This is a genomic window from Nioella aestuarii (assembly GCF_050896395.1).
Lineage (GTDB): Bacteria > Pseudomonadota > Alphaproteobacteria > Rhodobacterales > Rhodobacteraceae > Nioella > Nioella aestuarii.
This window is the reverse complement of sequence record NZ_JBPBBA010000008.1, coordinates 64,753-89,826: the sequence shown is the minus strand read 5'-3', so window position 1 is coordinate 89,826 and position 25,074 is coordinate 64,753. Positions and strand designations below refer to the sequence as shown.

The window sequence follows — 25,074 nt, the reverse complement described above, 5'->3', positions numbered from 1 at the left end:
TTTTTACATTCGCCCTTGAAGCTTCCGGGGACGTCCCCCATCTTGGGTCATGTAAAGACTGTTTACATTAACCCCGAGACGGAGGACACCATGACCGCAACCGCCACCACCACCGATGTGGCCGATACCGCCAAAGGCTGGTTTTCGCGCGCCGAAGACTGGCTTGATGACAAAGGCAAGGGCGCCTGGATCGCCGCCATGGTCCTTGGTTTCATCTTCTTCTGGCCGATTGGCCTCGCCCTTCTCTTCTACATGATCTGGAGCAAACGTATGTTCAACAAAAGCTGCCGTGCCCGTAAGCATTCCCATGGCCATTCCTTCCGCAGCTCCGGCAACACCGCTTTCGACACGTACAAGGCCGATACGCTGCGCCGGTTGGAAGACGAACAAGACGCCTTTGAAAGCTTCCTTAACCGCCTTCGCGAAGCCAAGGACAAGGCCGAGTTCGACCAGTTCATGGCCGACCGTGCCCGCCGGGCCCGGGAAGAGGCTGTTGACGCTGAAACCGTAGAGGCCTGATGCCCCTGACCCGGGCCTCTGCCCCCGCCGGCCGCGCCTGTCCCCGCGCGGCCGGTTCTTTTCAAACCTCAAGAAACACGCCATGACTTATTCCATGACATCAACCCTGCCAGACCCCGACCGCCAGGCCATCTTTTACGAAGGCATCCCCGCCAAGCGCCTTTTCGCCTGGGTCGTGGATGTGGGCCTGATTTTCCTCGCCATGCTGCTGCTTGGCGTACTCACCCTGTCGCTGGCCTGGTTCCTGTGGCCGCTGTTCTGGCTTGCCACCAGCTTTCTATACCGCAGCATCAGCATCGCCTCGGGATCTGCCACTTTGGGTATGCGGCTGATGAATATCGAGCTGCGCAACGCCCAAGGCGAACGTTTGAACGGCACCGAGGCGATGATGCATACCGGCGGCTATCTGCTGTGCGCCAGCTTTTTCCTGCCGCAGGTTCTGTCGATCGGGATGATTGCGCTTAGCCAACGCCACCAGAGTTTGCCGGACGCATTTCTTGGCACGGCAGCGATCAATCGCCCGCGCTGATCTTTCGTCGACTTACCGAGCGGGCCGAAATATGTTGCCCGCTCGTCCATCCTGTTGCAGGCTTTGTCCCATCAAGATGGTAACAGTAGCTTTTGCAGACGGGACGACATGCGCCATAGCCTACCGCTCGCGCCACAATTCTATGTGACGGCCCCGCAAACTTGCCCATATCTAGAGGGTAAGCGGGAACGGAAGCTGTTTACCGCGCTTCAGGGCGACCATGCCGAAAAGCTGAACGATTCGCTGTCTAAGCAGGGCTTTCGCCGCTCACAGAACGTGCTTTACCGCCCGTCCTGCTCTGATTGCTCGGCCTGTCTGTCGGCCCGTATCCGGGTGGCGGACTTTTCTCCGACGAAAAGCCAACGCCGCGCAATACGCCGCAATCAGGGGTTGGTGCGGGAAGCGCGCAGCCCTTGGGCGACCGAGGAACAATATGCCTTGTTCCGTGATTATCTGGATAGCCGGCACGCCGATGGCGGCATGGCCGATATGGATGTTTTCGAATTTGCCGCGATGATCGAGGAAACCCCTGTGCGCAGCCGGGTCATCGAATATCGCGACCGCGAGGCCGAGAATGATCTGACAGCCGTCTGCCTGACCGATGTGCTCGATGATGGGCTCAGCATGGTCTATTCCTTTTTCCGCCCCGATCAGGGCAGCAGATCGCTCGGAAGCTATGTGATCCTCGACCATATTCAGATCGCGCGGGATGCCGGGCTGCCTTATGTCTATCTGGGCTACTGGGTGCCGGGCAGCTCCAAGATGGGCTACAAGGCAAAGTATTCGGCGCTGGAGGTCTATCTGGGTGGCAAGTGGCAGCATCTGAAAAACCCAGAGGCCTACGAGTCCGAGGCGCATCCCCTGTCCATTGATCCGATCGCGGAACAGGTGGCTCGGCTTTCCCTGCCCGACACGCGCGCCACCGGCGACTGATCCCGCCCCTCACATTCGAACCACAATACAAAACGGGCCCCCGTTTCCGGAGGCCCGCTTTTTGGTGCGCTTGCCCTGCCCTTAGTTGTTGGGCAGCAGATCTGGCAGGATCGTCACGATCTGCGGGAAGAAGGCCAGCAATGCCAGACCCAACACCTGGATCAGCACGAACGGCAGGACGCCCCGATAGATATGGCCTGTCGTCACGCTGGCTGGCGCAACCCCGCGCAAATAGAACAGCGCGAAACCAAAGGGCGGTGTCAGGAAGCTGGTCTGAAGGTTCACAGCGATCATGATCGTCACCCATTTCGGATCCATCGTGCCGCCGTAGATGACCGGGCCCACGATAGGAATGACGATGTAGATGATCTCGAGGAAATCCAGCACGAAGCCAAGAACGAAGAGGATGATCATCACCAGAAGGAAGACCTTCCATTCTTCATCAAAGCTGCGCAGGAACGCTTGGATGTAGTGCTCGCCACCGAACGAAATCACCACCAGGTTCAACAGCTGAGAGCCGATGAGAATGGTGAAGACCATCGAGGTGACTTTCGCGGTTTCCCGCACAATCGGCGACATCACATTCCCGCGGAACAGCACCCAGCACCCGTAGAGCAGCCCGAAGAACGCGAAGTGATAGCTGCCAAGTGCGATCAGATAAGCGATCCAGTCTTCAACGGCCACGGACTCGCGGCCAACGCGCAGGTCGAAATTCACCCCGAAGAGGATCATGATCACGATGGCAAGGCTTGCCCACAGGATGATCTTGCCGGACTTTTGCTCTTCCTGAAGCTTGCGGTAGGCCGCTAGCATGATGGCGCCGCCGGCCCCAAGTGCCGCAGCGGGCGTCGGGTTGGTGATGCCACCAAGGATCGAGCCAAGAACCGCCACGATCAGCACCAGCGGCGGGAAGACCACGCGCAAAAGCTCGTTCGTGGACAGCCGCTTCATCCCTTCAAGCACACCATAAGCGGTGATCGCGAAGGGAATGGCGAGCAGAATGAAGGTTCTGCCAGAGCTGGTGAGGGGCCCAATCAGGGCAATATCCACCAAAAAGGCCAGCACGATCCCGAGGCCGCCAATCAGCAGCGGACGCGGATCAGCGGAAGGCATGATCCCACGGGCGAACGTCAGAACCATCGCCAGCAGCACGAAGAAGACCGCAACGCCGGTGCCGACTGGCGCGACATTGGCCAGGGCTTCGGCGCGTGCAACGTCCATTTCCTCTGCGGAGCGCTCGTGCGACTGCTCTACACCGCCAGCGGCGTCGATAGCCTCTTGCTGTGCGATAGCCGCATCCCAGGCCTCTTGGCCATGCAGTTCGATCATCGCATCACGGCAGCTGTCTGACACGTTCGTGCGCAGATCGGCGGACTCACCGGCCTCCGAGTAGGTGGAGACGAAGATCGTCTGGCTACCGACCAGGCCCACCTGCCCGCCCAAGACAACCGCGAAGATGATCGCAGCCGGAACACCAAGGAACCAGGTCAGCCCTTCGTTGCGGGTGATGACCTCGCCCGAGCCACCCTCGAACTGCACCGCAGGTGCCTTGGAGGGGTTGAGCAGTGCATAGCCAAAGGCATAGGCACCATAGAGGAACGCGAGAAAGATCCCCGGCAACAGCGCCGCCTGGAACAATGTACCGACCGACAGAACCGCCGGGCTACCCAGATAGGTCAGCGCGTCACGGCACCCTGCCGCGATGGCGCGGGTTTCCTGCCCGATGGCATAAAGGTCGCCGGCCAGTGTGCCGAGCAGAACGATCACGATGGATGGCGGAATGATCTGCCCCAGTGTCCCTGAGGCCGCGATCACACCCGTTGCCAGTTCCGGGCTGTAGTTATTGCGCAGCATGGTGGGCAGGGCCAGCAGACCCATTGTCACCACGGTTGCGCCCACGATGCCGGTTGAGGCGGCCAGGAATGCGCCCACGATCACGATCGACACGGCCAGACCGCCGGGCAGCGGCCCGAAGACCCGCGCCATCGTGGTCAGCAGATCGTTGGCGATCTTGGAGCGTTCCAGCGTGATGCCCATCATCACGAACATCAGAACGGCCAGCAGGGTCTCGATAGACTGTCCTGCAATTACCCGCTCGTTCATACGGTTGACGATAAAGCCCAGGTTCCGATCCAGCGCTTGTTCCCAGCCTCCGGGGAACAGGTGTTCTTCGACCCTTGGCAATTCCGGGTATCGGAAGACCGATATGGCCTCTCGCGCCACCCCTTCTGCGATCAGCGCGGCATAATCTGCCGAACTTGTATCAATGGCTGCGTGAACCAGCAGCCCGGCATTGTCCAGTGCGGCAATAATCCCGAAGGAAATCACCCCGGCGCCGCCGATGGCGAAGGCCACCGGGAAGCCGGTCATGATGCCCCCGAAGAGGCAGAGGAAGACCACGATCAGGCCGACCTCGACTCCATCAAGTCCGAATAGCATTGATCCCAGTCCCCTTAATGAGTGCCTTCGTAGGCTTCTTCGCCCTCGCCGAGCGAGTCTTTGTCCAGATAGCGGCCAGCGCTTTCCTCACCCTCGGCCCATTCCAGGAAGGACCGCCAGAAGAAGGCCATCGCCTGAATGAATACCAGTCCGCAATAGGCGACCAGCAGGACTTTGAACAGGAAGTAGGCATTGAAGCCATTGGGGCTGAACCCGATTGTTTCCACGTTCCAGCGCAGCGCCCGTGCCTGCATCAGCAGCCGGTCAAGATCGGCCGAGGCGTTCGGGTTCGGCGTCACCAGATGGCGCCAAAGGAAGTACCAGGCATACATCCAGGTCAGCACGGTCGCGGGCATCATGAACAGGATCGACCCACACATGTCGATGATCCGCTTGGTGCGGTGGCTGACCGCGGAATAGATAAGATCCACCCGCACATGGCCGCCCTGCACGAAGGTGTAGGTCACACAAAGCGCCACGATCATCGCGTTGTAGAGTTTCAGTTCCTCCGAGAACCAGCTGAGATCCTGGGTGAACCCAAGCCCCATGGGCCCGATGGAAATTTCAGCGACGCGGAAGATCCGTTGCAGAAAGACAATCATGATCTGCTGCAAAACCATGATCAAACCGGCCCAGGCAAAGAAGCGGCCGACCCCGTTCGCCAGACCTTCAAGGCCGCGCACGAGCCCCCACAGGAACTGGCGCTTCCAAAATCCGATGACCGTTAGAACGAGGAACATCGTGAAGATCACGAAGAAGAACTCGACCGAGCCGCCATAATAAATGAAGCGCGACAGAGACTGTTTGATCTCCAACGCACGCTCTCCTTCGGCATGCGCCCATCCGCCAAGCCATGCCAGCCACTCGCCGGGATGCGTTATCGCATAGCCCAGGTTGTAGAAAGACATGGCGATATTCTCCAGTGCCCAGAGAATGCCATCGAACATGTGGAATGCTCCCCCGTTTCGGTCGCCGCTCTGGTCATGTTGGCGTATCCGACCGTCACCTGTGGCACCGCCCCCCGGATTTGAGTCGAGGGGCGGGCCGGATTGTTAAAGCGCAATCAGCCCTTAGCCGAGAACGCGGTCACGCTGCGTGCGGTACGCACCTTCCGATGCAGTCAGCCAGCTGGACGAGGACGACATGGATTCCATCGCGCTGTTGCGGATGCGTGCGAACAGCTCGTCGCCCATGTTTTCGTCCAGCACTTCCTGAGCGGCGGCACCGAATGCATCCCAGACGGAGTCCGGGAATTCGCGGACCTGAACACCACCGGCAACCAGCTGCTGCAGGGCGGCACCGTTGTTCGACAGGAACTGCGAGAGGTTCCACTGGTGCGCTTCTGCGGCCGCGATCTCGATGATCTTCTGATGCGCGGGAGACAGGCTGTCGAACACGTCGCGGTTGGTTGCCAGCGACAGGCCCGCGCCCGGCTCGTGGAAGCCTGCGGTGTAGTAGATGTTGGTGATTTCCTGGAAACCAGCCGACTGGTCCGCCCAGGGGCCGATCCACTCGGTACCGTCGATGGCACCGGATGCCAGCGCCTGGTACACTTCGCCGCCGGGCAGGTTCTGCACCGATGCGCCGAGGCGGCCGAGCGCCTGACCGCCGAGGCCGGGCATACGGAAGCGCAGACCCTGGAAATCTTCCGGGCTGTTGATTTCGTTGCGGAACCAACCGCCAGCCTGTGCGCCGGTGTTGCCTGCAAGGAACGACTTCAGGCCGAAGATCTGGCCCAGTTCGTCATGCAGCTCGTGCCCACCCATGTGGTAGTACCAGTTCACAAGTTCCTGTGCGGTCATGCCGAAAGGCACAGCCGTGTAGAACGCGTAGCCGGGGTGCTGGCTGACGAAGTAGTAGTCGGCACCGTGATACATGTCGGCCTGACCAGAGGTCACGGCATCGAACACTTCGAATGCGCCAACCAGTTCGCCTGCTGCACGCAGGTCGATGGTCAGAGAGCCATCCGACATCGCGGTGATCGTGTCTGCAACGCGCTGAGCAGCGTCATGCACACCTGCAAGGCCACGGCCCCAGGTGGTGACGAGCGTCAGGGTGCGGTTGCCCTGTGCGTATGCCGGTGCGGCCAGTGCGGTCGAAGCAGCAGCAGCGCCGCCGACAGCGGACGTTCTCAGAAAAGAACGACGGTCCATATGGTATCCTCCCCATTTGGATCTCCACGACCCCCATCGGGCCGCGGTTGAGTGTTTTTAGTGAGGGCACGTTAGCGAAGCCTCACGGTGCAACAAAGCCCAATTTGACCCGTTTTACCAGAAAATTGTAAAATTATTTTACCAATTCCCTGATTTCGGGTGTCACTGTAGAAGATTGATCGAATTGATTGCGCTAACACTCAGTAAGTGTACACAATCGCATACACACGTATCCCGAACGACGATTAAGCGGGTACCTGTGATTCTCTTTTCGGGGTCATCGGCAGGGCTCAAACCTCGGCTAAAGTCGACAAATGCCACCTTGGTCGCGCCAGCCCGATCAGGGCCTGTCCGCACCATCAATGCCACATCCTTCGGGTCTGGCGACGATCCGGACAGAAAGTTGCTCAAAAACACCGTTCCGCGACATTCTTTCGCCCATGCAAGGTTGACGAGGTTTTTCAGTCATGCATAAGCTGCCGCCACCAGCAAAGAGGAGCCCGCGAATGCCCAGCATTCTCGTACTTGTAGGAAAGGCGCGCATGGGTCGGTGACGACAACCATATCGGTATCCCATGCGCCCCCGTTAGACCGGGGGCTTTTTTTTGCGACAGTGACAGATTTGACCAAGGACAGCCCATGAGGGGCAACTGCTGGAAGGAGCAAGAGCAATGACCCAGATGACCGGCGCCAGGATGGTTGTCGAAGCCCTGAAAGAACAGGGTGTCGATACCGTATTCGGCTATCCCGGCGGTGCCGTGCTTCCGATTTATGACGAGATCTTCCAGCAAAACGAGATCCGCCACATCCTTGTGCGTCATGAACAGGGCGCGGTGCACGCCGCCGAAGGCTATGCCCGTTCGACCGGCAAGCCCGGCGTCGTTCTGGTGACCTCGGGTCCCGGTGCCACGAACGCGGTGACTGGCCTGACCGATGCGCTGATGGATTCGATCCCGATCGTCTGCCTGACAGGTCAGGTACCGACCTTCATGATCGGCTCGGACGCATTCCAGGAAGCCGATACCGTCGGCATCACTCGCCCCTGCACGAAGATGAACTGGCTGGTGAAGGAAACAGACGCGCTCGCGGGCACCATCCACGAAGCGTTCCACATCGCCACTTCGGGCCGTCCCGGTCCGGTGCTGATCGACGTTCCCAAAGATGTTCAGTTTGCGACGGGCACTTACACGAACAAGCCGAAGGTGTCCAAATCGCATTACCAGCCGCGCTTGAAGGGTGATACCGACATCATCACTGCGCTGGTTGAGGCGATGGAAACGGCGGAACGCCCGATCTTCTACACCGGTGGCGGCGTGATCAATTCAGGTCCGGCAGCGAACCAGTTGCTGCGGGAACTGGTGGAAGCTACCGGTTTCCCGATCACCTCCACGCTGATGGGTCTGGGATCTTACCCAGCCAATGGCGACAAATGGCTGGGAATGTTGGGGATGCACGGCCTCTATGAGGCCAACCTCGCCATGCATGGCTGTGACCTGATGATCAATATCGGCGCCCGCTTCGATGACCGGATCACCGGGCGCATCGCCGATTTCAGCCCGAACAGCCGCAAGGCACATATCGATATCGACCCTTCGTCGATCAACAAGGTGATCCACGCGGATTTCCCGATCGTTGGCGATGTCGGCCATGTTCTGGAAGACCTGCTGCGAATCTGGAAAAGCCGTGGCCGCAAGACCAATGCCCCGGCGGTGAAACAGTGGTGGTCGCAGATCGAAGAGTGGAAGAAGACCCGCTGCCTCGACTACAAGACCTCCGAGACCACCATCAAACCGCAATACGCGCTGGAACGGCTGGAGGCGCTGACCAAGGACCATGACCGTTACGTCTGTACGGAAGTGGGCCAGCATCAGATGTGGGCGGCGCAATTCCTGGGCTTCAACGATCCCAATCGCTGGATGACCTCGGGCGGTCTGGGCACCATGGGTTATGGCACCCCCGCTTCGATCGGCGTTCAGATCGCGCATCCCGATGCGCTGGTCATCAACGTGGCGGGTGAGGCCAGCTGGCTGATGAACATGCAGGAAATGGGCACCGCGATGCAGTATCGCCTGCCGGTGAAGCAATTCATCCTGAACAATGAACGGCTTGGGATGGTGCGCCAGTGGCAGGAATTGCTGCATGGCGAACGCTACAGCCACAGCTGGTCGGAATCGCTGCCCGATTTCGTCAAACTGGCCGAAGCGTTCGGCGCCAAGGGTATCCTTTGCTCTGACCCGAAGGATCTCGATGACGCGATCATGGAGATGCTGAACTATGACGGTCCGGTGATCTTCGACTGTCTGGTCGAGAAGCACGAGAACTGCTTCCCGATGATCCCGTCCGGCAAGGCCCATAATGAAATGCTTCTGGGCGAGGCCGACACGCAAGGCGCCATTCAGGCTGGTGGCGCGGTTCTGGTGTGATGACCGGGGCATCGCAGACTGCACGCTCAGACGGGTCACTTCCCCGTCTGGCTCTGTTCGAAGGCCGTTTTGGCCTTCGGATAGGGGTGTTGTCTGCGGGCTCGACACTCCTGCTGCTTGCCATTTGGCTGTTTTTCGTCCGGCAGCTGTTTCTGTCCGGCGGGGCTGCCAGTTTCGACGTGGATTTCCGCGTGTTTTGGGCCGCCGCGCGGCTGGCTGTGTCAGGCGAGCCGTTGGCCGCGTTCGACCCGGCCCGATTGACCGAGATCCACGGCATCGCCGGCGATGACTGGCTGCCATGGGTCTATCCCCCGACCTTTCTGCTGATCCTGCTGCCACTTGGGCATTTGTCATTCTTTGCCGCGTGGCTTGTGTTCACGGCAATGTCGCTTCTCGCCATTCTTTTGGCGATCCGTCCGCTGGCGGCCGGGCATCGGGGGCTATGGGCGGCCATCGCGCTTGCCCCGGCCATGTTGCCCGCGCTGCTTCTGGGGCAGGTATCGGTCCTTTGGGCCGCCGGTCTGGTGACGGTTCTTGCCGCGTTGCAGGCGGGGTGGCCGGTGCTGGCCGGGGTCGTTTGCGGGCTGCTTACGATCAAGCCGCAATTGGGGGTGATGCTGGCCATCGCCTTGGTCGCCGGACGCCAGTGGAAAACAATCGGTGCTGCCGTTTCCGCAACCCTGGTCTTTGCGGCGCTTGCAACATTTGCCTTCGGATTAGCCTACTGGCCCGCCATGCTTGACGCCGCACAGGCCCATATGGACGTGGTGCGCAGCCGAATCGCTGAAGGCGGCTTCATGGTCAGCGCCTATTCCTTCCTGATTGCACTTGGCCTGGCAGAGCCCTCAGCGCTTGGGCTGCAATGGCTGCTGGTGATCGTCGCCGCCATCACTGTGTGGCTGGCCTGGTCGTCCCCCCTGATCGGACCGGACCTGAAAGGCGCTACCCTGCTGACCGCTGTGCTCGTCTCATCGCCGTATCTCTGGTACGGAGAAACTGCCTTGCTGGCGCCCGCGCTTTTGTTGTTTCTGCGCGCTGATGCGCTGCGACCGGGCTGGTTCGGCTATGCATTCGGGTTGGCTCTGCTCTTGGGAGCGGCGCCCTACATCCTGCTACACCTTCTGTCGACCGGCACCGAGGTTCCGGTTCGGCTTTTCGTTTCGCCCGTGATCTTGGCCGCGTTCGGCCTGTCGCTGGCCACCGTCATCACGCGCCGCAGGGCGCGCTAGCTGCTTTCGGGAAAGGAAGTCCACATGTCCCCGCTCAATATCGAACAAGGCTCTTCCAGCCACTCTGCCTATGACCTTCGCAGCCATCTGTCAGATGTCGTGGAATCCCATACGCTGGCCATTCTGGTCGAAAACGAACCGGGCGTGCTGGCGCGTGTCATCGGGCTCTTCTCGGGCCGTGGCTACAACATCGAAAGCCTGACCGTCGCCGAGGTGGATCACACAGGCCACCGCAGCCGCATCACCATCGTCACTTCAGGCACGCCGCAGGTGATTCACCAAATCAAGATGCAGCTGGAACGCATGGTGCCCGTGCACGAGGTCGCAGACCTGACCGTCGAAGGCCCCCATGTCAGCCGTGAACTGGCGCTGATCAAGGTGTTTGCAAAAGGGGATTCCCGCGTGGAAAGCCTGCGCATCGCCGAAATCTTCCGCGCCAATGTTGTGGACAGCACCCTGCAAAGCTTCATCTTCGAAATGACCGGCACACCGGAGAAGATTGACGCCTTTGCAGAGCTCATGCGCCCCTTGGGTGAAGTCCGCATGGCGCGCACCGGTGTCGCGGCGATGGCGCGCGGTCTCTGAGATTTCAGTACACACAAGATCGGGGGCGTCAGATCATCTCTGACGCCCCCTTGTCGTGACGGCTGTCCCGCCTTCCAGCTATTCGCACCCCGTCCGCCGGACGGCTGCCGCCGCGGGCTGCACCCCTCAGGCGTCTTCGGGCAACAGGCCCATGTCTATGCCTCGGGTGACTTCGGCAAGGTCAAGCGCCCCGCTGTCATCGATATCCATCGTCATAAACAGCTCTTCCGTAGCCTCTGGTATCGATGCCTGAAGTTCCTCCAGGGTCACAAGCCCGTCTCCGTCTGCGTCCATTGGCGCCCCCTGGGCCGCCAGTGCCGCCACCAACAGCGCGGCTCCGGCCAGGGATGCGCCCATGATGCCGGTGATCCCTCGTTGCAGGATATGGGTGAAATTCATGTCTCTTTCTCCTTCGCAAGCTGTTCTGGTTTGCGAGGACAGGCCTGGACCCGCACCTCATAAGAACAGGACGGATGGGCATCAGCTTCCTTCCACAGGCGACTGTCATGCGCGGCTGACGGCCTAAAACCACCCCATGGCTGCGCAACAAGCCGCCTTGGGGAACGCCTGCTCGCGAAAGCCCGCCGACCTGCGGCAGAGAGAAGCCCGAATACCGCCCGACCAAAGACCGTGATTGCGCGTATGCGAAAAGCACCCCTTCCCTTTCGCCATGACACGGCCCATTCCAACAGCTGCGGCAAGCCAGTTGCAGGCCCTTCTGCCAGACCTGCTGCGCCTGGCCCGCTACCTGTTGCGCGACCGAGCCGCCGCCGAAGATGTGGTGCAGGATATCGTGCTGCGGCTGTGGACGCGGATGATCGACCCGGTAGAGCCCCCGATCGACGATCTGCGTGCCTATGCGTTTTCCGCCCTGCGCAACCGGCTGCGCGACCGCCGGTCGTCCCTTCCCGATGCGGAAATCGACGAGAATCTGCCCGATCCCGTTGGAAGCAGCACCCTGCCCGCCCGGCTGGCCTGTGTTGATGCGCTGGCCGCGCTGGACAAGCTGCCCGCCGATCAGGCCGACCTGATCCGTATGCGCGCCATCGAGGGGCTGTCCTATGCACAAATCGCGGCGCGCACCGGATTGGCGGAGGGCACCGTCACCTCTCGGCTGTCGCGCGCCCGAATGGCGCTGCGCACCATATTGGACCTGCCAGCCGGTACGCCCGTCACTTTCCTTATCGAGTGATGAAGCAAACCCGACACCTGTGTCAATTTCCGTCATCTCGCTGTCGCGCACGGGCAAGACCCTTGATGGGTCATCCCCTATCGCTTTTTCAAACAAGCGACGTCCAACCGGGAGGGATAGGATGCCAAAAGATCGAGACCTGAACGTGTTGGATGCGGTACGCGCACCCATCGAATCCGCGCGCGGCCTGCCCAACAGCCACTACACCGACCCTGCCACCATCGCCGAGGAAAATGAGGCTGTGCTGCGCCGGACCTGGGCCGGGCTGGCCGTTGGCGCCGATGTGCCCGAACCATCCGACTGCAAACCGATCGAGTTCCTGGGCCAGCCGCTGCTGTTGGTGCGCGACAAGGACGGCACTCTGCGCGTGTTTGAAAACATCTGCCGCCACCGGGGCATGATCCTGGTTGAAGAACCCCGCAAGATCGAAGGCGCGATCCGTTGCCCCTATCACAGCTGGTGCTATTCCAAGGACGGTCGGCTTGTGTCCACCCCGCATGTGGGCGGCCCCGGCCAGAACAGCCACCCTCGTATGGACAAATCCGATCTCGGCCTCATCGAGGTGCGCAGCCATGTCTGGCGTGACGTGATCTTCGTCAACCTGTCGGGCGACGCCGCCCCGTTCGAGGAGGTGCACGCCACGGTTCTGGAACGCTGGAAGGACGTGGAAAAGCCGCTCTACCATGGCGGGGCAGACAGCAGCTTTACGCTCGACGTCAAAACCAACTGGAAGCTGGCGGTCGAGAATTACTGCGAGAGCTATCACCTGCCTTGGGTTCATCCGGGCCTGAACAGCTATTCCCGGCTGGAAGACCACTACCATATCGAGGAAAAGGGCCAGTTTTCCGGTCAGGGCAGCTATGTCTACCGGCAGCTGAAAGGCGAAAACGGCGAGGTTTTCCCCGATTTCGACGGCCTGCCGGAGTTCTGGGACACCGGCGCGGAATATATCGCGCTCTATCCCAACGTTCTGCTCGGCGCGCAGCGCGACCATTCCTTTGCCATCGTGCTGGAACCCGTCAGCCACATGCAGACGCGCGAACACGTCCATCTCTACTATGCGATCCCCAACACCACGGACGAGATGCGCGGCCGGAATGCGAAGCTTTGGAAAGAGGTTTTCGTCGAGGATGTCTTCGTGGTCGAGGGTATGCAAAGGGGCCGCAGCGCGCCCGGTTTCGACGGTGGCCGCTTCTCGCCCGCGATGGACGGGCCGACGCATCTGTTCCACGACTGGGTGGCAGGCAAGGTTGCGGCATTGCGGGCCGAACGCGATGCAGAATGATCTCGATCAGCGCCTGCTGGCGGCCCACGCGGCCGATGACCGGGCGGCGCTGATCACGCTCTATACCGAAGCATCCGAGGCGGCGGAGCATCCCGTCGCCCGGAACTTCTACCTTACCCATGCCTATGTGTTTGCGCTGGAAGCCGGTGTGCCCCTCGCCGGCGAACTGCGCGCCCGGCTGGTGGAATATGGGGCAGAAGAAGCTTTGGCCGGGTAAGCATTTAGCTTCGTCAATCGAGAACGCTGCACTCGGCTAGAATTTCATTCAGCAGTTCACTTTCCCGTTGAAGTGCGATCATGCCCGCACGATCACAATCCGACCGTGCAAGGTCGGGGTTTTCTGCTGAAAGAAGTCGTGCCCGCACAAGAAGGACGATCGAAAGAAAGTTCCAGCTCTGATCAATCGTTGCTTCAACATCTGCGTGCTGATCGGCACTCAATGTCCCCAGACCAAGCAATTCGTCTCCTGCTGCAATAACCTGTTCGTACCTGCGGATCGCGTTTGAACAACCTGTCAGGACTTGCGACCTGTCAACTCCCTGCACACAGTCCAGAAGCTCCCATGTTAGGGATGGGTTTCCCTCCTGTAGGGTCAGGAAACTGTCGTAGGTCATCTCTGCCTCGCACTGACCGGCAAAGAAACCGAAAGCGACCAAAGTTAGAAAGCCGGTGTAGGTTCTCATCGAAGTCTCCACTCCTTGCTTTAGGCAAAGAGCGTAACCCAAGACCGGCAAGAAACATTGATCAAGATCAAGTCAGTGTGGACGCAGGGATGCCTCTCAGATTAGTCGAAACCGATCGTTCTCATGGAAGCTCAAAAGACTCATTTCCACGGCGTCGGCACCATCTCCCCATCAGCCCATGCCTCGCCTGCCTCGTTGTCCAGAACCACTGGGCATTCCCACAGCTCCAGTGTGGGGCGAACGCCAAAGCGGCCTTCCATCCAGTCGGCCCATCCGTCGTTGAACCAGGCCTGAGCGGCCTCTCGGCTCTGGAATTCATAAACACCGCCTCCGCCAGCCTCGCCGTTCAGGAAGTATTTGCGGCGCAGCCCCGGAACCTTGTGAAAGATCTTGGTCGCTTCCAGCGACTGCGTCGTCACCTGATCATTCGGCCGCTTCGGACCTGGCAGCGCAATGCGGACAATGGCAATGATCATGCGCCAAGGATCGCGCGGACATATTCCTGCGTCTCAGCATAGGGCGGGATGCCGTCATGGGCCACTACCGCTTCGGGGCCTGCATTGTAGGCCGCAAGCGCCAGACGCCAATCGCCGAACCGGCGGAATTGCTGCGCCAGATAGCGGGCGCCGCCATCCAGGTTCTCGTTGGCATCATGCGGATCGACGCCAAGCAGTGCCGCCGTGTCGGGCATCAGCTGCGCCAGACCGATCGCGCCCGCATGGCTGACCGCATCCAGATCCCATCCGCTTTCCTGCTGCACAAGGCGCAGGAACAGATCCTCGGGGATGCCGTGACGGCGCGCGGCGGATCTGGCGACCTCCAGCCACGGACCATTATAGCTGCCGTCATAATAGGGTATACTTTCCTCGGCCTCTGTGTCGGGACGCAGCCGGTCGGAGAATTCGTACTGCGTGGCTGCGCGGCTATCTAGCAGGTCGAGCTGCTCGCTGAACCGGCTGAGCCTGTCCGAACTAAGTCCCTGCGCATATGCCACCGCGGCCCCCGCCAAACAGGCGGTAAATACGGACAGGAAGAAAACCCGCGATCTCGTCATGCAAACCTCGTCTCGCCAACCGGCTGCAATATACGGAAAAGACGCTGCATTTCCAGCCTGCTCCACCCCGGTTGGCAATCCCCCGCGCATTTGGGTTTTCTTAAGCATGTTGCAGTGATCTAAGCTGCATCAAATCTTGAGATTCGAAAAATACGGGGAGAAGTCATGGCTGGGTCCGTCAACAAGGTCATTCTGATAGGCAATCTGGGACGCGATCCCGAGGTGCGGTCGTTTCAGAATGGTGGCAAAGTCTGCAATCTGCGCATCGCCACCAGCGAAAACTGGAAAGACCGCAACACCGGGGAACGCCGCGAACGCACCGAATGGCACAGCGTGGCCATCTTCTCGGAACCGCTGGCACGGATCGCCGAGCAGTATCTGCGTAAAGGCTCCAAGGTCTATATCGAAGGCCAGCTCGAAACCCGCAAATGGCAGGATCAGTCCGGCCAGGACCGCTATTCGACCGAGGTCGTGCTGCGCCCCTATCGCGGGGAACTGACGCTTCTGGACAGCCGTGGAGACGGCGGCGGTGGCGGTGGCTATGGTGGCGGTGGCCAGGGCGGGGGATATGGCGGTGGCGGTGGCTATCCCGATGACCGTGACGGCGGCTTTGGCGGCGGTGGCGGCAGCCAGGGTGGCGGCGGCCGGTCGAACGACATGGATGACGAGATCCCGTTCTAAGTTCCAGACAATCCGACGAGGCGCGCCATGCATGTGCTGAACCCCAGATTCGCAGCCACCTTTCCGCCCCCGGTCATTGAGGCGCGGCGCTGGATCGATGGGGTCACCTTCCCTGCCGGCCGGCCACTGATCAATCTCAGCCAGGCCGCGCCCGCCGACCCCCCGCCGGAGGGCCTGCGACAGGCAATGGCCGAAGCACTGCTGACCCAGGCAGACAGCCATCTCTACGGGCCGGTCCTGGGCCGCCCCGAATTGCGCGCCGAACTGGCTGCGCAATGGACCGGTGGCTATGGTGGCACCGTGCGGCCTGATCAGGTGGCGATCACCTCGGGCTGTAACCAGGCGTTTTGCGCCGTCATGGCGACACTGGCGGGAGAAGGCGACGGGGTGATCCTGCCGACGCCCTACTACTTCAACCACAAGATGTGGCTGGACATGACCGGGGTCGAGGCACAGCTTTTGGCGACCGGTGAAAGCCTGATTCCTGATCCGGTTGCGGCAGAGGCGCTGATCACCGACCGCACCCGCGCCATCGTTCTGATTTCGCCCAACAATCCCGGTGGGGTTGAGTATCCGCCCGAGACAATGGCCGCCTTCCGCGACCTGTGCCGCCGCCGCAAGATTGCGCTGATCGTGGATGAGACCTATCGCGATTTCCATTCCGTTGAAGGCGCGCCGCATGATCTGTTTGCCGATCCCGACTGGGACGACACGCTGATCCAGCTCTATTCCTTCTCCAAATCCTTCCGCCTGACCGGCCACCGTGTCGGCGCCATCGTGGCCAGCCCCGAGCGGCTGTTCGAGGTGGAAAAGTTCCTCGACACTGTTGCCATCTGCCCCAGCCAGGTCGGCCAGATCGGCGCGCTTTGGGGGATGCAGAACCTTGGCGACTGGCTGGCGGGTGAGCGGCTGGAAATTCTGAACCGCCGCGCGGCGATGGAAACGGCATTTCAGCGGCTCTCCGGGTGGGAATTGCTGGGATGCGGGGCCTATTTCGCCTATGTGCGCCACCCGTTCGATCTGCGCTCTGATGCGGTTGCCAAGGCGATGGTGTCAAAAGCCGGTCTGCTGACCCTGCCCGGCACCATGTTCGGCCCGCTTCGGGAACAGGGCGGATCGGGACAGGCCGAAACCACCCTGCGCATCGCCTTTGCCAACGCAGATGCCACCGGATTGGCCGAAGTTGGGCACAGACTTTCCCAGCTTTCCCTCTGAGCCTCTTGCCCCCCCTGCCGTGACCCCCTAAACCTGCGCTTCAGAGCCAGATCAAGGGAGATATCCGGCATGGCACGACGCGCAGGCAAACGGAAGCTGTCAGACTATTTCGTCTGGGCCATTCTCGCCCTTCTCATGGTGGGGCTTGCAGGCTTCGGCATCGGCAATTTCGGGGGATCGGCGATTCAGGTCGGATCAGTCGGCAACGCCTCGATTTCGGCCAATGCCTACGCCCGCGCCATTCAGGCGGAACTGCGCGCCCAGGCCGCTGAAGGCGGCCCCTATCAGACACTCAGCGATCTGAGGGAAGCCGGGCTTGACCGCGCCATCTTGGAGGGTCTGGTTGCCCGTGCCGCGCTGACCCATGAAGCTGGCGAGATGTCGCTTTCAGTTGGAGACGAAGAGGTGGCGCGCCAGATCACCACAACCTCCACCTTCCAGGGCATCGACGGCAATTTCGACCGTGCAGGCTATGAGCTTGCGCTGAGTCAGGCAGGCTACAGTGTCGAAGAATTCGAAGACACCATCCGCGAAGATGTGTCCCGCTCGATCCTGCAAGCCGCTGTCATCGGCGGTCTGCCGACGCCCGACGCCTTCACCGAGATCATGGTCGCCTATCAGACCGAAACCCGGACATTCACCCTTGCCCGCGTGACCGAAACCGACCTGACCGCGGGTCTGGCTGCTGCCACGCCCGAGGATCTCCAAGAGTATTACGACGAGAACGGCCAACGTTTTGAGCGTCCTGAAAGCCGGACGATCTCTTACGCCTGGATCATTCCCGATATGCTTTTGGATACTGTCGAGGTCGAACAAGCACGGATTCGCGAGCTTTATGACGAACGGATCGAAGAATATGTCCAGCCCGAACGCCGCCTGCTGGAACGGCTGGTCTTCCCCTCACAGGAAGAGGCTGACGCCGCCCGTGCCGCGCTGGATGCGGGCGAAACGGACTTCGACACCCTGGTTGAGGATCGCGGACTGACGCTGGACGATGTGGACCTTGGCGAAACCGCGCCCGGTGATCTGTCCGCCGCTGCCGCCGAGGTAATCTTCGCCGACACCGAAAGCGAGATCATCGGTCCCCTGGAAAGCCGCTTTGGCCCTGCTCTCTTCCGCATCAATGCGGTTCTGGACGCAACCGAAGTGCCCTATGAGGACGCCGCCGAACATCTGCGCGCCGAACTGGCCGAGGATGCCGCCCGCCGCGCCATCGACGACATGCTGGAGGAACTGGACGATCTGCTGGCCGGTGGCGCCACGCTGGAAGAACTGGCCGAAGAAACCGACATGCAGTTTGCCACCATTGACTGGTTCGACGGCATGGATCAGGGCATTGCCGCCTATGATAGCTTCGTCGAGGCTGCCGCCGTCGCGCAAGAAGGCGATTTCCCGGAACTTCTTCCTCTGTCTGACGGTGGTCAGTTCGCGCTGCGCCTTGACGCGGTCGTTCCGCCGTCCATCCCGCCACTGGAAGAGATCGAGGCAGAGGTTGCCGCCGCGTGGCGCGCCACACAGCTGCGCATTCGCCTTGAGGAACGCGCAAATGCGATCCTTGCGAACCTCGCCCTGACCGGCAGCCTTGAGGATCAGGGGCTGGCGCTTACCACCGAGGATCAGATCCGTCGTCAGGACTTTATCCCTGATGCCCCGCCCACCCTTGTGCCGCAGGTCTTCCAACTGGACGCCCCCGGCGACATGGTCGTCATCCCCGGGGCCCGAGCGGCCTATATCGCCCGGCTCGACAGCATCAATCAGGGCACCCGTGGCACGCCGGAAGTGGCGGCGCTGCAAGGGTTGTTCGGGGCGCAGATCGCCAACTCTATTGCGGCAGACGTGTTCGAGGCCTTCGGGCAGGCTCTGGAAGCCGAGATCGGCATTTCGCTCGATCCCGCCGTCATCAACGCGGTCAACGCACAGTTTCCCTGAGGCACCATGGCACTGACCCCGTCATTTGAGGCGTTCGAGCAGGGCTGGTCCCAAGGCAAGAACCAGCTCGTCTACACGCGGCTCGCCGCGGATCTGGACACGCCGGTGTCGGTGATGATGAAGCTTGCCGATGCCGGCAAGGACAGTTTCATCCTCGAGTCCGTCACCGGGGGCGAGGTGCGCGGACGCTACTCGATCATCGGGATGAAACCCGATCTGATCTGGGAATGCCGGGGCGACACCAGCCGCCTGAACCGGTCCGCCCGCTATGACCGCGACGCGTTCGACCCGTGTTCGGAACCGCCGCTCAAGGCGATCCGGTCGCTGCTGGCGGAAAGTGCCATCGACATCCCAGACGATCTGCCCGCCGCGGCGGCGGGGCTGTTCGGATATCTCGGCTATGATATGATCCGGCTGGTCGAGCACCTGCCGAACGTGAACCCCGACCCTCTGGGCCTGCCCGACGCGGTGCTGATCCGGCCTTCGGTCATCGCGGTTCTGGATGGGGTGAAGGGCGAAGTCACCGTTGTTTCCCCCGCCTGGGTGGGTGGCGGATTGTCCGCCCGTGCCGCTTATGCGCAGGCAGCGGAACGGGTGATGGACGCGGTGCGCGATCTGGAACGCGCCCCCACCACGGCCGCCCGCGAGATGGGCGAGGCTCATGCGGTGGCAGAGCCGGTCTCGAACTTCTCCAAGTCCGATTATTTCGCGGCGGTTGAGAAGGCCAAGGACTATATCCGCGCGGGCGACATCTTTCAGGTCGTGCCCTCGCAGCGCTGGACGCAGGATTTTCCCGAGCCACCCTTCGCGCTTTACCGCGCGCTGCGCCGCACGAACCCATCGCCCTTTATGTTCTTCTTCAATTTTGGCGGCTTCCAGGTGATTGGCGCCAGCCCCGAGATCCTCGTGCGGGTCTTCGGCGGCGAGGTGACGATCCGCCCGATTGCGGGCACACGGCCAAGGGGCGCGACACCCGAGGAAGACAAGGCGTTGGAGCTTGATCTGCTGGCCGACCAGAAGGAACTGGCCGAGCACCTGATGCTGCTGGATCTGGGCCGCAATGACACGGGCCGCGTGTCCAAGATCGGCACCGTGCGCCCGACGGAGGAATTCGTGATCGAACGCTATTCCCATGTCATGCATATCGTGTCGAACGTGGTGGGCGAGCTGTCGGACGATCACGATGCGCTGTCCGCGCTGCTGGCGGGCCTTCCCGCCGGAACCGTATCCGGCGCGCCCAAAGTCCGCGCGATGGAGATCATCGACGAGTTGGAGCCTGAAAAACGCGGCGTCTATGGCGGCGGCGTGGGCTATTTCAGTGCGGGCGGCGACATGGACATGTGTATCGCGCTGCGCACGGCGGTTCTGAAGGACGAAAAGCTCTATATTCAGGCGGGCGGCGGCGTGGTCTATGACAGCGACCCCGAGGCCGAGTACCAGGAAACCGTGAACAAATCGCGGGCTCTGCGCAAAGCGGCTGAGGAAGCGAGCCTTTTTTCTGGTCGCGGCAACAGCTGAGACGCGCGTTACCCCAGTTCTTCCGCCAGCAGATCGAACACCACCCGGATGCGGCGGCTGTTGCGCAGCTCTCGATGCGTCACCAGCCAGTTGGGGAAGGTGATAGGGGCAAGTCCTTCGATCTGCAGGCGCTCCACCTCTGGTGTGCCGGCGGCCACAAGGTCGGAGCCAACCCCAACCCCAAGCCCCCGCCGCACCATTTCCCAGGCCACCACCGAATTCAGCGTGCGGATCGGGAAATTGACATGGCTGACCGGAATGCCCCGCTTGTTCAGCTCCGCCACCATGCGTTCGGGCTGGTCGATACCCACCATCTCGATGGTTTCAAGATCGGCCATTGTGCTTGGGCGCCCGTTCCGGTCCAGCCACTCTTTTGAGGCATAGAAACTGCCGGTCCCATCACGCAGGCGCTTGCCGATCAGTTCCGGGTCTTCGGGCCGCATATGGCGAATGGCAATGTCTGCCTCGCGCCTGCGCAGGTCGGATACGCGATTTTCTGCAAGGATTTCAATGGTCAGTCCCGGTGCCTCGCGGCGCAGGCGTTTCAGGATGTCCGGCAGGATATAGGCGGCATATCCATCGGCGACCGAGATGCGCACCTCACCCTGCACCTCCTGCACATGACCCGCGGCCGACAGCGAAATGCGGTTCGCCGCCTCGCCCATGGCACGCACATGTTCCAGCAGGTCCATGCCCGCCTGTGTGAGGATCAGGCTTTTGCCGACCCGTTCGAAAAGCGTGATGTTCAGGCTTTCCTCCAAGGCCGAGACCTGCCGCCCAAGCGTGGGTTGCGTCAACCGCAAGGCGCGTGCCGCACCTGACAGCGTCCCCTCCTCTACCGTCGCAAGGAAGGCGCGCACCTGGTTCCAGTCAAAAGATATCGCGGCCCAATTCATGCATATCCGTATAAACCGACTGCGGATTTCTGCAATTTCTTTTAGTATGCCCGCCAGATACCTCCTGCCCAACAAAGGAGACACGCCATGACAGCCACCGCCGCCATCTTCTGGGACAAGGTCGCCCGGAAATATGCCGCCCGCCCCGTGGGCGACATTCCCGCCTATGAGGCCACGCTCGACCATACACGCAGTTATCTCAAGGCCGGTGATCGGGTGTTGGAGATTGGCTGCGGCACTGGAAGCACCGCAATCGCGCTTGCCCCTTCAGTCGCAGAGCTTGTGGCGACAGATGTGTCGGCCGAAATGATTGAGATCGGACGCGAGAAAACCTGGGACGCGGGCCTGCAAAACCTCAGCTTCGTGCAGGCTGCGGCGGATCGGGGGGAATTACCCGAGGGGCCTTTCGATGCGGTTCTGGCCTTCAACGCCTTGCATTTGCTGGATGATCTTGACGCGGGGCTTGCAGAAATCCATTCCCTTCTGGCCCCAGGCGGGCTGATGATTTCCAAGACTGTCTGCCTCGGCGGGCCACTTTCGCCCTTCCGGCCGCTCATCGCGACCATGCAGCTCTTCAACAAGGCGCCGCATGTGCTCTACCTCACGGCCGACGCGCTGCGCATACGGATCGAGGCCGCAGGCTTCGAGATCACGGACACGCAGGATTTCAACAATTCCGCCAAACGCCCCTATTTCGTCGCGCGCAAGCGTTGACAGGCTTTGACAGCCAAGTGCCCCGTTTCTAAATTGGCCTCCATAGGCCATATTGGCGGGGCGCTTTTCATGTCAGAATTACCAGAGTTCTACTTTCGGGTGCGCGAAAATGGCGCCGCGGTCTATCGGGTGGACACTGAAAACCGCCAGAGGCGCATCGATATGACGGAAATCGCGGTCGTGAACATAAAGAACGGCCGGGTAAAACCCCATGGCGATCACGTCCTGACACCACAGGAAACCAAGGTTATCGCTGACTGGATGGCCGAGCGAGAGGCGCTGCTGGCGCGGCGCGATCTGGACGACATCCACCGCACCATCGACCATCTGAACCTGACCGCGCAATGGGCGCAGTCGCGCGCGGATGATGACGCGCTGGAGGATGTCACCGACCGGCTGCTGATGGCCATGCACGACCTGCGCAGCGTACTCGTGCGTAAGAAGGCCGACAGGCTGATGAAGGGCGACAAGGGTTAGGTGATCCCCGCCGCCCTGCCCGGTCACTCGTTTCCGAAGAACTGCCCGGGCGCGGTGATCGCAAAGCTGGATTGGCCGCCGGTCGTCACCATCACCTCAAGGCAGTTGCCCGGCCCGTCCGTGATCATGAACGGGTGCGTGACATAGCTGTCGATCGTCATCGACTCACCCGCGTTCATCGCACCCATGTCGACGAAATCGCCGTTATAATCAATCCAGACGACACCGCGATAGCCGTCGGTCATGTTGGTCAGGGTGATCTGCTGCGGCTGGTTGCCGTTCAGCGACAGGACCTGGCCCAGCATCTCGCAGCCATGGGCATCCGGCGCGGGCGGCGGCAGTTCGCCCCCGGTAACCGGGGCCGCGCCTGCCACGGGATCGGCGCAGGTGGTCAGGAACTGATCCATAGGCCCGGCGACGCCCGCAGTGCCAATCTCGAAGCCCTGCCCGCCGGGAATGGCATAGCTCAATACATCGCGCGCACGCATCAGGTTGAACAGGCCGTCCTCCAGCTCCAGCGCCAGTTCCACCCCGGTGATGCCGAATTCGGCATTCACACCGATGATGGACCCGTCAAGGATGGTGCCCGCACCCGCCCCATCGGTAAATGACATCGACACCGCCGCGCCATTGGGCAGGCCGGCCGTATCGGCGGCAATCTGCACCAGCGCATAGGGCATTCCTGCACCGATCTGGCAGCTGGCGAAAAATTGGATGTCATCGGTTTCCGGCACACCATAGACCAGCGTCACAAGGGGTTGGAACGGATCGGAGGACGGTTGAGCATAGTGCTGCCAGCTATAGCCCTGCTGCGCGGTGGCAGTGACAGAGCTGACCGCAAGGACGGCTGAGGCGAGGATCAGGGGGAAACGGATCATGAAATTGGCTTTCGCTAGGGTGATTCAAATGATGCTTCCATCATTAAGGAACTCGGCGGCAAAATGATAGTGTTTATTTAACACTTTTTTAGACTCTTCCGAAAGCCGGCAGCCATCAATTTGAAATTTCGTAGCAATCCTGCCCGGATTGCGGTTCCATCACCTGCCGGCAGAGTCCCCCCATATCCGTGATGAGCCAGGGATGGGTCAGAAAGCTGTCTATTGTCACCCAGAGTCCCGGCTCCACAATCGCGATCTGAATAGGCTGGCCCTGATAATCGATCCAGAACAGAACCCGCGCTGCATCAGCTTCATTGAAAAAGGTCACTTGCTGAGGAACATGACCGGACACCGAATAGGCGCTGCCGTAGGTATCGCAGCTGAGCGCCGAACCGGGCTGTGAAGGTCCTGCCCCCGACACAATCGCAGAGCAGTCGGCAACGAAACTCGCGATAGCGTCCCGGCCCTGATCTGCCGGCAGCGCAATGGTCTGCTGGCCCGCCAATTGGAAGGACAGGCCGGACCATCCCTGAAGCGCAGAAAAGAAAGGATGGGAAATCGGCAGTTCAGCCCGCGCGCCTGTATGTCCGGTTTCCCAGGAAAATACCTCCGACGGGATCTGAATAGGCGGCTGGCCGGGCGACATCACGGAAACAATGACGGGTCCACCATGCGACATCGGCCCGATCGCTGAAAAGAAATCCACGTGAACCATCGTCCCTGCAGATCCTGCATTGCAATTCAAACTGAACTGCACGGCATCCGAATAAGCAACGCCATAGTCGAGAGAGATCGAAGGCGGCTGTCCTGGCACCGGGGTCCAGTTGGTATAGACCCAATCCATCCCCTGAGCTGCTGCACAGCTGACCCAACCAGCCAACGCCAGTAGGGCACTCATACCTAGTACTTTCATATTACTCTCCTGTCGAAAGACCGCCGCATCCTGACACCTGGTCAATCAGGTGCTTCGCTTTGGCGGGTATAGCAGCTCTCCATCATGTAATCCTTGCGCGGGCCTGAAACCTGCCAGCGTGCTCTCCATTGCGGCCAGTGGTTGAAATCATAGCTCACATGGTAAAGATCCGGCGGACAGTCGTGGCTGGCTTCGGTCTCCTCGGCGGAAAACCAGTGAAAGGGCCGTCCGTCCTCGAAAAACACGGCGATACCGCCTGCCTCTTCACGCCACAGATAGCGCCGTTCGGCCTGCAAGGGCGCCCCCAAACCGTAGGTCAACTGCCCGCGTTCCGTCAGGATCAGCCCACCCTGCCCCTGCTCGAAGCGCGCCTCGCCTTGCAGGTGTCCGCTTAGCCCGGCACGGGCATCCTCAATCTGGCGGCTCAGCTGCCAGACCCCTTCGAATTCAGACAGTTGCCTCACCTCAATGGCCTTCCCATGGTGCTGTTGCCGTAAGGATCATCCCACCGGACAGTGCCGGATTCATCCTCAAAGACCTCGTAACAATCCCATCCAAGGCCCGGAGGCCATTGGCTGCAATATTGGCCATCCTCCACCCGCCAGTAGCCCCAGCTCGGTTCTGCAGCCGTATAGCGGGTGCGACCTGATGCATAGAAATGTTGCGTGGCCGTATTCTCATATAAGAACTCCCGGTCGGTCAGGGCTGCCGTGATGCCGGCATCATCCAGCTGCACCCAGTCTGCCAGGGCTTTGCCGGTCAAAAGAAGCAGGGCTGCACCGCATAGTGCACACAAGGGAAAAACGTTCTTCGGTGAACCCCTCATTCG

The 25,074-nt window shown here is 60.9% G+C and carries 27 protein-coding genes; 15 read left to right on the top strand and 12 right to left on the bottom strand.

The window, feature by feature from the left end:
* Nucleotides 1-90: 90 nt before the first annotated feature.
* The 3 genes from ACROHD_RS07435 (at nt 91) to ACROHD_RS07425 (ending at nt 1,981) form a co-directional block, all read left to right on the top strand.
* On the top strand, nt 91-519 hold the full coding sequence (locus tag ACROHD_RS07435; protein ID WP_432676861.1) for a DUF2852 domain-containing protein: 429 nt from the start codon (nt 91-93) through the stop codon (nt 517-519).
* A 94-nt stretch (nt 520-613) separates the two neighbouring features.
* The gene (locus ACROHD_RS07430; protein WP_432676859.1) at nt 614-1,048 is read left to right on the top strand and encodes an RDD family protein; all 435 of its coding nucleotides are present in this window, start codon (nt 614-616) and stop codon (nt 1,046-1,048) included.
* A 108-nt stretch (nt 1,049-1,156) separates the two neighbouring features.
* Nucleotides 1,157-1,981 (top strand): arginyltransferase, encoded by an 825-nt coding sequence (locus tag ACROHD_RS07425; protein WP_432676857.1) that lies wholly within the window; start codon nt 1,157-1,159, stop codon nt 1,979-1,981.
* A gap of 81 nt (nt 1,982-2,062) precedes the next feature.
* Here the strand turns inward: ACROHD_RS07425 and ACROHD_RS07420 are convergent, their stop codons facing one another.
* The 3 genes from ACROHD_RS07420 to ACROHD_RS07410 form a co-directional block, all read right to left on the bottom strand.
* Nucleotides 2,063-4,420, bottom strand: coding sequence for a TRAP transporter large permease (locus ACROHD_RS07420; protein WP_432676855.1), 2,358 nt, complete (start codon nt 4,418-4,420; stop codon nt 2,063-2,065).
* A 14-nt stretch (nt 4,421-4,434) separates the two neighbouring features.
* Entirely contained in the window at nt 4,435-5,367 is a 933-nt protein-coding gene (locus tag ACROHD_RS07415; protein ID WP_432676853.1) for a TRAP transporter small permease subunit, read from the bottom strand.
* A 123-nt stretch (nt 5,368-5,490) separates the two neighbouring features.
* Nucleotides 5,491-6,573 (bottom strand): TRAP transporter substrate-binding protein, encoded by a 1,083-nt coding sequence (locus ACROHD_RS07410; RefSeq protein WP_432676850.1) that lies wholly within the window; start codon nt 6,571-6,573, stop codon nt 5,491-5,493.
* Between the two features lie 671 nt (nt 6,574-7,244).
* Here ACROHD_RS07410 and ACROHD_RS07405 point away from each other — a divergent pair.
* From ACROHD_RS07405 to ilvN, 3 genes are read left to right on the top strand one after another with little or no spacing between them, the layout of a single operon-like run.
* A complete protein-coding gene (locus ACROHD_RS07405) occupies nt 7,245-8,996 on the top strand; it encodes an acetolactate synthase 3 large subunit (protein WP_432676848.1) in 1,752 nt (583 codons plus the stop codon).
* A complete protein-coding gene (locus tag ACROHD_RS07400) occupies nt 8,996-10,225 on the top strand; it encodes a glycosyltransferase family 87 protein (protein WP_432676845.1) in 1,230 nt (409 codons plus the stop codon). Before ACROHD_RS07405 ends, ACROHD_RS07400 begins: the two co-directional genes overlap by 1 nt.
* 24 nt (nt 10,226-10,249) lie before the next feature.
* Nucleotides 10,250-10,810, top strand: a complete 561-nt coding sequence (ilvN, locus tag ACROHD_RS07395) for an acetolactate synthase small subunit (protein ID WP_432676844.1) — start codon at nt 10,250-10,252, stop codon at nt 10,808-10,810.
* A 126-nt stretch (nt 10,811-10,936) separates the two neighbouring features.
* Here the strand turns inward: ilvN and ACROHD_RS07390 are convergent, their stop codons facing one another.
* Nucleotides 10,937-11,209, bottom strand: coding sequence for an EF-hand domain-containing protein (locus ACROHD_RS07390; protein WP_432676841.1), 273 nt, complete (start codon nt 11,207-11,209; stop codon nt 10,937-10,939).
* 271 nt (nt 11,210-11,480) lie between these two features.
* Between ACROHD_RS07390 and ACROHD_RS07385 the strand changes: the two genes are divergently transcribed.
* From ACROHD_RS07385 to ACROHD_RS07375, 3 genes are all read left to right on the top strand, one after another.
* Complete coding sequence (locus ACROHD_RS07385; protein ID WP_432676840.1) at nt 11,481-12,002, top strand: RNA polymerase sigma factor; 522 nt, start codon at nt 11,481-11,483, stop codon at nt 12,000-12,002.
* Nucleotides 12,003-12,123: 121 nt separating this feature from the next.
* Nucleotides 12,124-13,287 carry an aromatic ring-hydroxylating oxygenase subunit alpha gene (locus tag ACROHD_RS07380; protein WP_432676838.1) on the top strand — a complete coding sequence of 388 codons (1,164 nt, stop codon included), beginning with the start codon at nt 12,124-12,126 and terminating at the stop codon, nt 13,285-13,287.
* Nucleotides 13,277-13,504, top strand: coding sequence for a hypothetical protein (locus tag ACROHD_RS07375; protein WP_432676836.1), 228 nt, complete (start codon nt 13,277-13,279; stop codon nt 13,502-13,504). Before ACROHD_RS07380 ends, ACROHD_RS07375 begins: the two co-directional genes overlap by 11 nt.
* A 13-nt stretch (nt 13,505-13,517) precedes the next feature.
* On the opposite strand, the gene ACROHD_RS07370 is transcribed toward ACROHD_RS07375, so the two are convergent.
* The 3 genes from ACROHD_RS07370 to ACROHD_RS07360 form a co-directional block, all read right to left on the bottom strand.
* Complete coding sequence (locus ACROHD_RS07370) at nt 13,518-13,970, bottom strand: hypothetical protein (RefSeq protein WP_432676834.1); 453 nt, start codon at nt 13,968-13,970, stop codon at nt 13,518-13,520.
* Between the two features lie 140 nt (nt 13,971-14,110).
* Nucleotides 14,111-14,446: a hypothetical protein gene (locus ACROHD_RS07365; protein WP_432676833.1), complete on the bottom strand. Its 336-nt coding sequence runs from the start codon at nt 14,444-14,446 to the stop codon at nt 14,111-14,113.
* Nucleotides 14,443-15,024: a lytic transglycosylase domain-containing protein gene (locus ACROHD_RS07360; protein WP_432676830.1), complete on the bottom strand. Its 582-nt coding sequence runs from the start codon at nt 15,022-15,024 to the stop codon at nt 14,443-14,445. Before ACROHD_RS07360 ends, ACROHD_RS07365 begins: the two co-directional genes overlap by 4 nt.
* Nucleotides 15,025-15,189: 165 nt before the next feature.
* On the opposite strand from ACROHD_RS07360, the gene ssb reads away from it, so the two are divergent.
* The 4 genes from ssb to trpE all read left to right on the top strand — a co-directional run bounded on the left by ssb (nt 15,190) and on the right by trpE (nt 20,367).
* Complete coding sequence (gene ssb, locus ACROHD_RS07355; protein ID WP_432676829.1) at nt 15,190-15,705, top strand: single-stranded DNA-binding protein; 516 nt, start codon at nt 15,190-15,192, stop codon at nt 15,703-15,705.
* A gap of 27 nt (nt 15,706-15,732) precedes the next feature.
* Nucleotides 15,733-16,920 (top strand): aminotransferase, encoded by a 1,188-nt coding sequence (locus tag ACROHD_RS07350; RefSeq protein WP_432676827.1) that lies wholly within the window; start codon nt 15,733-15,735, stop codon nt 16,918-16,920.
* Between the two features lie 69 nt (nt 16,921-16,989).
* A complete protein-coding gene (locus ACROHD_RS07345) occupies nt 16,990-18,849 on the top strand; it encodes a peptidylprolyl isomerase (protein ID WP_432676825.1) in 1,860 nt (619 codons plus the stop codon).
* Between the two features lie 6 nt (nt 18,850-18,855).
* Nucleotides 18,856-20,367, top strand: coding sequence for an anthranilate synthase component I (gene trpE, locus ACROHD_RS07340; protein WP_432676822.1), 1,512 nt, complete (start codon nt 18,856-18,858; stop codon nt 20,365-20,367).
* An 8-nt stretch (nt 20,368-20,375) separates the two neighbouring features.
* On the opposite strand, the gene ACROHD_RS07335 is transcribed toward trpE, so the two are convergent.
* A complete protein-coding gene (locus tag ACROHD_RS07335) occupies nt 20,376-21,263 on the bottom strand; it encodes a LysR family transcriptional regulator (RefSeq protein ID WP_432676820.1) in 888 nt (295 codons plus the stop codon).
* Between the two features lie 87 nt (nt 21,264-21,350).
* Between ACROHD_RS07335 and ACROHD_RS07330 the strand changes: the two genes are divergently transcribed.
* Complete coding sequence (locus ACROHD_RS07330) at nt 21,351-21,977, top strand: class I SAM-dependent methyltransferase (RefSeq protein ID WP_432676818.1); 627 nt, start codon at nt 21,351-21,353, stop codon at nt 21,975-21,977.
* 69 nt (nt 21,978-22,046) lie between these two features.
* Nucleotides 22,047-22,454 carry a Rossmann-fold NAD(P)-binding domain-containing protein gene (locus ACROHD_RS07325; RefSeq protein WP_432676815.1) on the top strand — a complete coding sequence of 136 codons (408 nt, stop codon included), beginning with the start codon at nt 22,047-22,049 and terminating at the stop codon, nt 22,452-22,454.
* Between the two features lie 23 nt (nt 22,455-22,477).
* On the opposite strand, the gene ACROHD_RS07320 is transcribed toward ACROHD_RS07325, so the two are convergent.
* From ACROHD_RS07320 to ACROHD_RS07305, 4 genes are all read right to left on the bottom strand, one after another.
* Nucleotides 22,478-23,332, bottom strand: a complete 855-nt coding sequence (locus ACROHD_RS07320) for a VHL beta domain-containing protein (RefSeq protein WP_432676814.1) — start codon at nt 23,330-23,332, stop codon at nt 22,478-22,480.
* A gap of 115 nt (nt 23,333-23,447) precedes the next feature.
* On the bottom strand, nt 23,448-24,245 hold the full coding sequence (locus tag ACROHD_RS07315; RefSeq protein WP_432676812.1) for a VHL beta domain-containing protein: 798 nt from the start codon (nt 24,243-24,245) through the stop codon (nt 23,448-23,450).
* A 41-nt stretch (nt 24,246-24,286) separates the two neighbouring features.
* Nucleotides 24,287-24,709 (bottom strand): DUF6314 family protein, encoded by a 423-nt coding sequence (locus ACROHD_RS07310; protein WP_432676809.1) that lies wholly within the window; start codon nt 24,707-24,709, stop codon nt 24,287-24,289.
* Nucleotides 24,706-25,008 (bottom strand): hypothetical protein, encoded by a 303-nt coding sequence (locus ACROHD_RS07305; protein WP_432676807.1) that lies wholly within the window; start codon nt 25,006-25,008, stop codon nt 24,706-24,708. Before ACROHD_RS07305 ends, ACROHD_RS07310 begins: the two co-directional genes overlap by 4 nt.
* Nucleotides 25,009-25,074 lie beyond the last annotated feature (66 nt).

What these genes read in the sequence shown, in the direction of transcription:
- ACROHD_RS07435 (WP_432676861.1), top strand. Translation starts at nt 91, where the DNA reads ATGACCGCAACCGCCACCACCACCGATGTGGCCGATACCGCCAAAGGC.
- ACROHD_RS07430 (WP_432676859.1), top strand. Translation starts at nt 614, where the DNA reads ATGACATCAACCCTGCCAGACCCCGACCGCCAGGCCATCTTTTACGAA.
- ACROHD_RS07425 (WP_432676857.1), top strand. Translation starts at nt 1,157, where the DNA reads ATGCGCCATAGCCTACCGCTCGCGCCACAATTCTATGTGACGGCCCCG.
- ACROHD_RS07420 (WP_432676855.1), bottom strand. Translation starts at nt 4,420, where the DNA reads ATGCTATTCGGACTTGATGGAGTCGAGGTCGGCCTGATCGTGGTCTTC.
- ACROHD_RS07415 (WP_432676853.1), bottom strand. Translation starts at nt 5,367, where the DNA reads ATGTTCGATGGCATTCTCTGGGCACTGGAGAATATCGCCATGTCTTTC.
- ACROHD_RS07410 (WP_432676850.1), bottom strand. Translation starts at nt 6,573, where the DNA reads ATGGACCGTCGTTCTTTTCTGAGAACGTCCGCTGTCGGCGGCGCTGCT.
- ACROHD_RS07405 (WP_432676848.1), top strand. Translation starts at nt 7,245, where the DNA reads ATGACCCAGATGACCGGCGCCAGGATGGTTGTCGAAGCCCTGAAAGAA.
- ACROHD_RS07400 (WP_432676845.1), top strand. Translation starts at nt 8,996, where the DNA reads ATGACCGGGGCATCGCAGACTGCACGCTCAGACGGGTCACTTCCCCGT.
- ilvN (WP_432676844.1), top strand. Translation starts at nt 10,250, where the DNA reads ATGTCCCCGCTCAATATCGAACAAGGCTCTTCCAGCCACTCTGCCTAT.
- ACROHD_RS07390 (WP_432676841.1), bottom strand. Translation starts at nt 11,209, where the DNA reads ATGAATTTCACCCATATCCTGCAACGAGGGATCACCGGCATCATGGGC.
- ACROHD_RS07385 (WP_432676840.1), top strand. Translation starts at nt 11,481, where the DNA reads ATGACACGGCCCATTCCAACAGCTGCGGCAAGCCAGTTGCAGGCCCTT.
- ACROHD_RS07380 (WP_432676838.1), top strand. Translation starts at nt 12,124, where the DNA reads ATGCCAAAAGATCGAGACCTGAACGTGTTGGATGCGGTACGCGCACCC.
- ACROHD_RS07375 (WP_432676836.1), top strand. Translation starts at nt 13,277, where the DNA reads ATGCAGAATGATCTCGATCAGCGCCTGCTGGCGGCCCACGCGGCCGAT.
- ACROHD_RS07370 (WP_432676834.1), bottom strand. Translation starts at nt 13,970, where the DNA reads ATGAGAACCTACACCGGCTTTCTAACTTTGGTCGCTTTCGGTTTCTTT.
- ACROHD_RS07365 (WP_432676833.1), bottom strand. Translation starts at nt 14,446, where the DNA reads ATGATCATTGCCATTGTCCGCATTGCGCTGCCAGGTCCGAAGCGGCCG.
- ACROHD_RS07360 (WP_432676830.1), bottom strand. Translation starts at nt 15,024, where the DNA reads ATGACGAGATCGCGGGTTTTCTTCCTGTCCGTATTTACCGCCTGTTTG.
- ssb (WP_432676829.1), top strand. Translation starts at nt 15,190, where the DNA reads ATGGCTGGGTCCGTCAACAAGGTCATTCTGATAGGCAATCTGGGACGC.
- ACROHD_RS07350 (WP_432676827.1), top strand. Translation starts at nt 15,733, where the DNA reads ATGCATGTGCTGAACCCCAGATTCGCAGCCACCTTTCCGCCCCCGGTC.
- ACROHD_RS07345 (WP_432676825.1), top strand. Translation starts at nt 16,990, where the DNA reads ATGGCACGACGCGCAGGCAAACGGAAGCTGTCAGACTATTTCGTCTGG.
- trpE (WP_432676822.1), top strand. Translation starts at nt 18,856, where the DNA reads ATGGCACTGACCCCGTCATTTGAGGCGTTCGAGCAGGGCTGGTCCCAA.
- ACROHD_RS07335 (WP_432676820.1), bottom strand. Translation starts at nt 21,263, where the DNA reads ATGAATTGGGCCGCGATATCTTTTGACTGGAACCAGGTGCGCGCCTTC.
- ACROHD_RS07330 (WP_432676818.1), top strand. Translation starts at nt 21,351, where the DNA reads ATGACAGCCACCGCCGCCATCTTCTGGGACAAGGTCGCCCGGAAATAT.
- ACROHD_RS07325 (WP_432676815.1), top strand. Translation starts at nt 22,047, where the DNA reads ATGTCAGAATTACCAGAGTTCTACTTTCGGGTGCGCGAAAATGGCGCC.
- ACROHD_RS07320 (WP_432676814.1), bottom strand. Translation starts at nt 23,332, where the DNA reads ATGATCCGTTTCCCCCTGATCCTCGCCTCAGCCGTCCTTGCGGTCAGC.
- ACROHD_RS07315 (WP_432676812.1), bottom strand. Translation starts at nt 24,245, where the DNA reads ATGAAAGTACTAGGTATGAGTGCCCTACTGGCGTTGGCTGGTTGGGTC.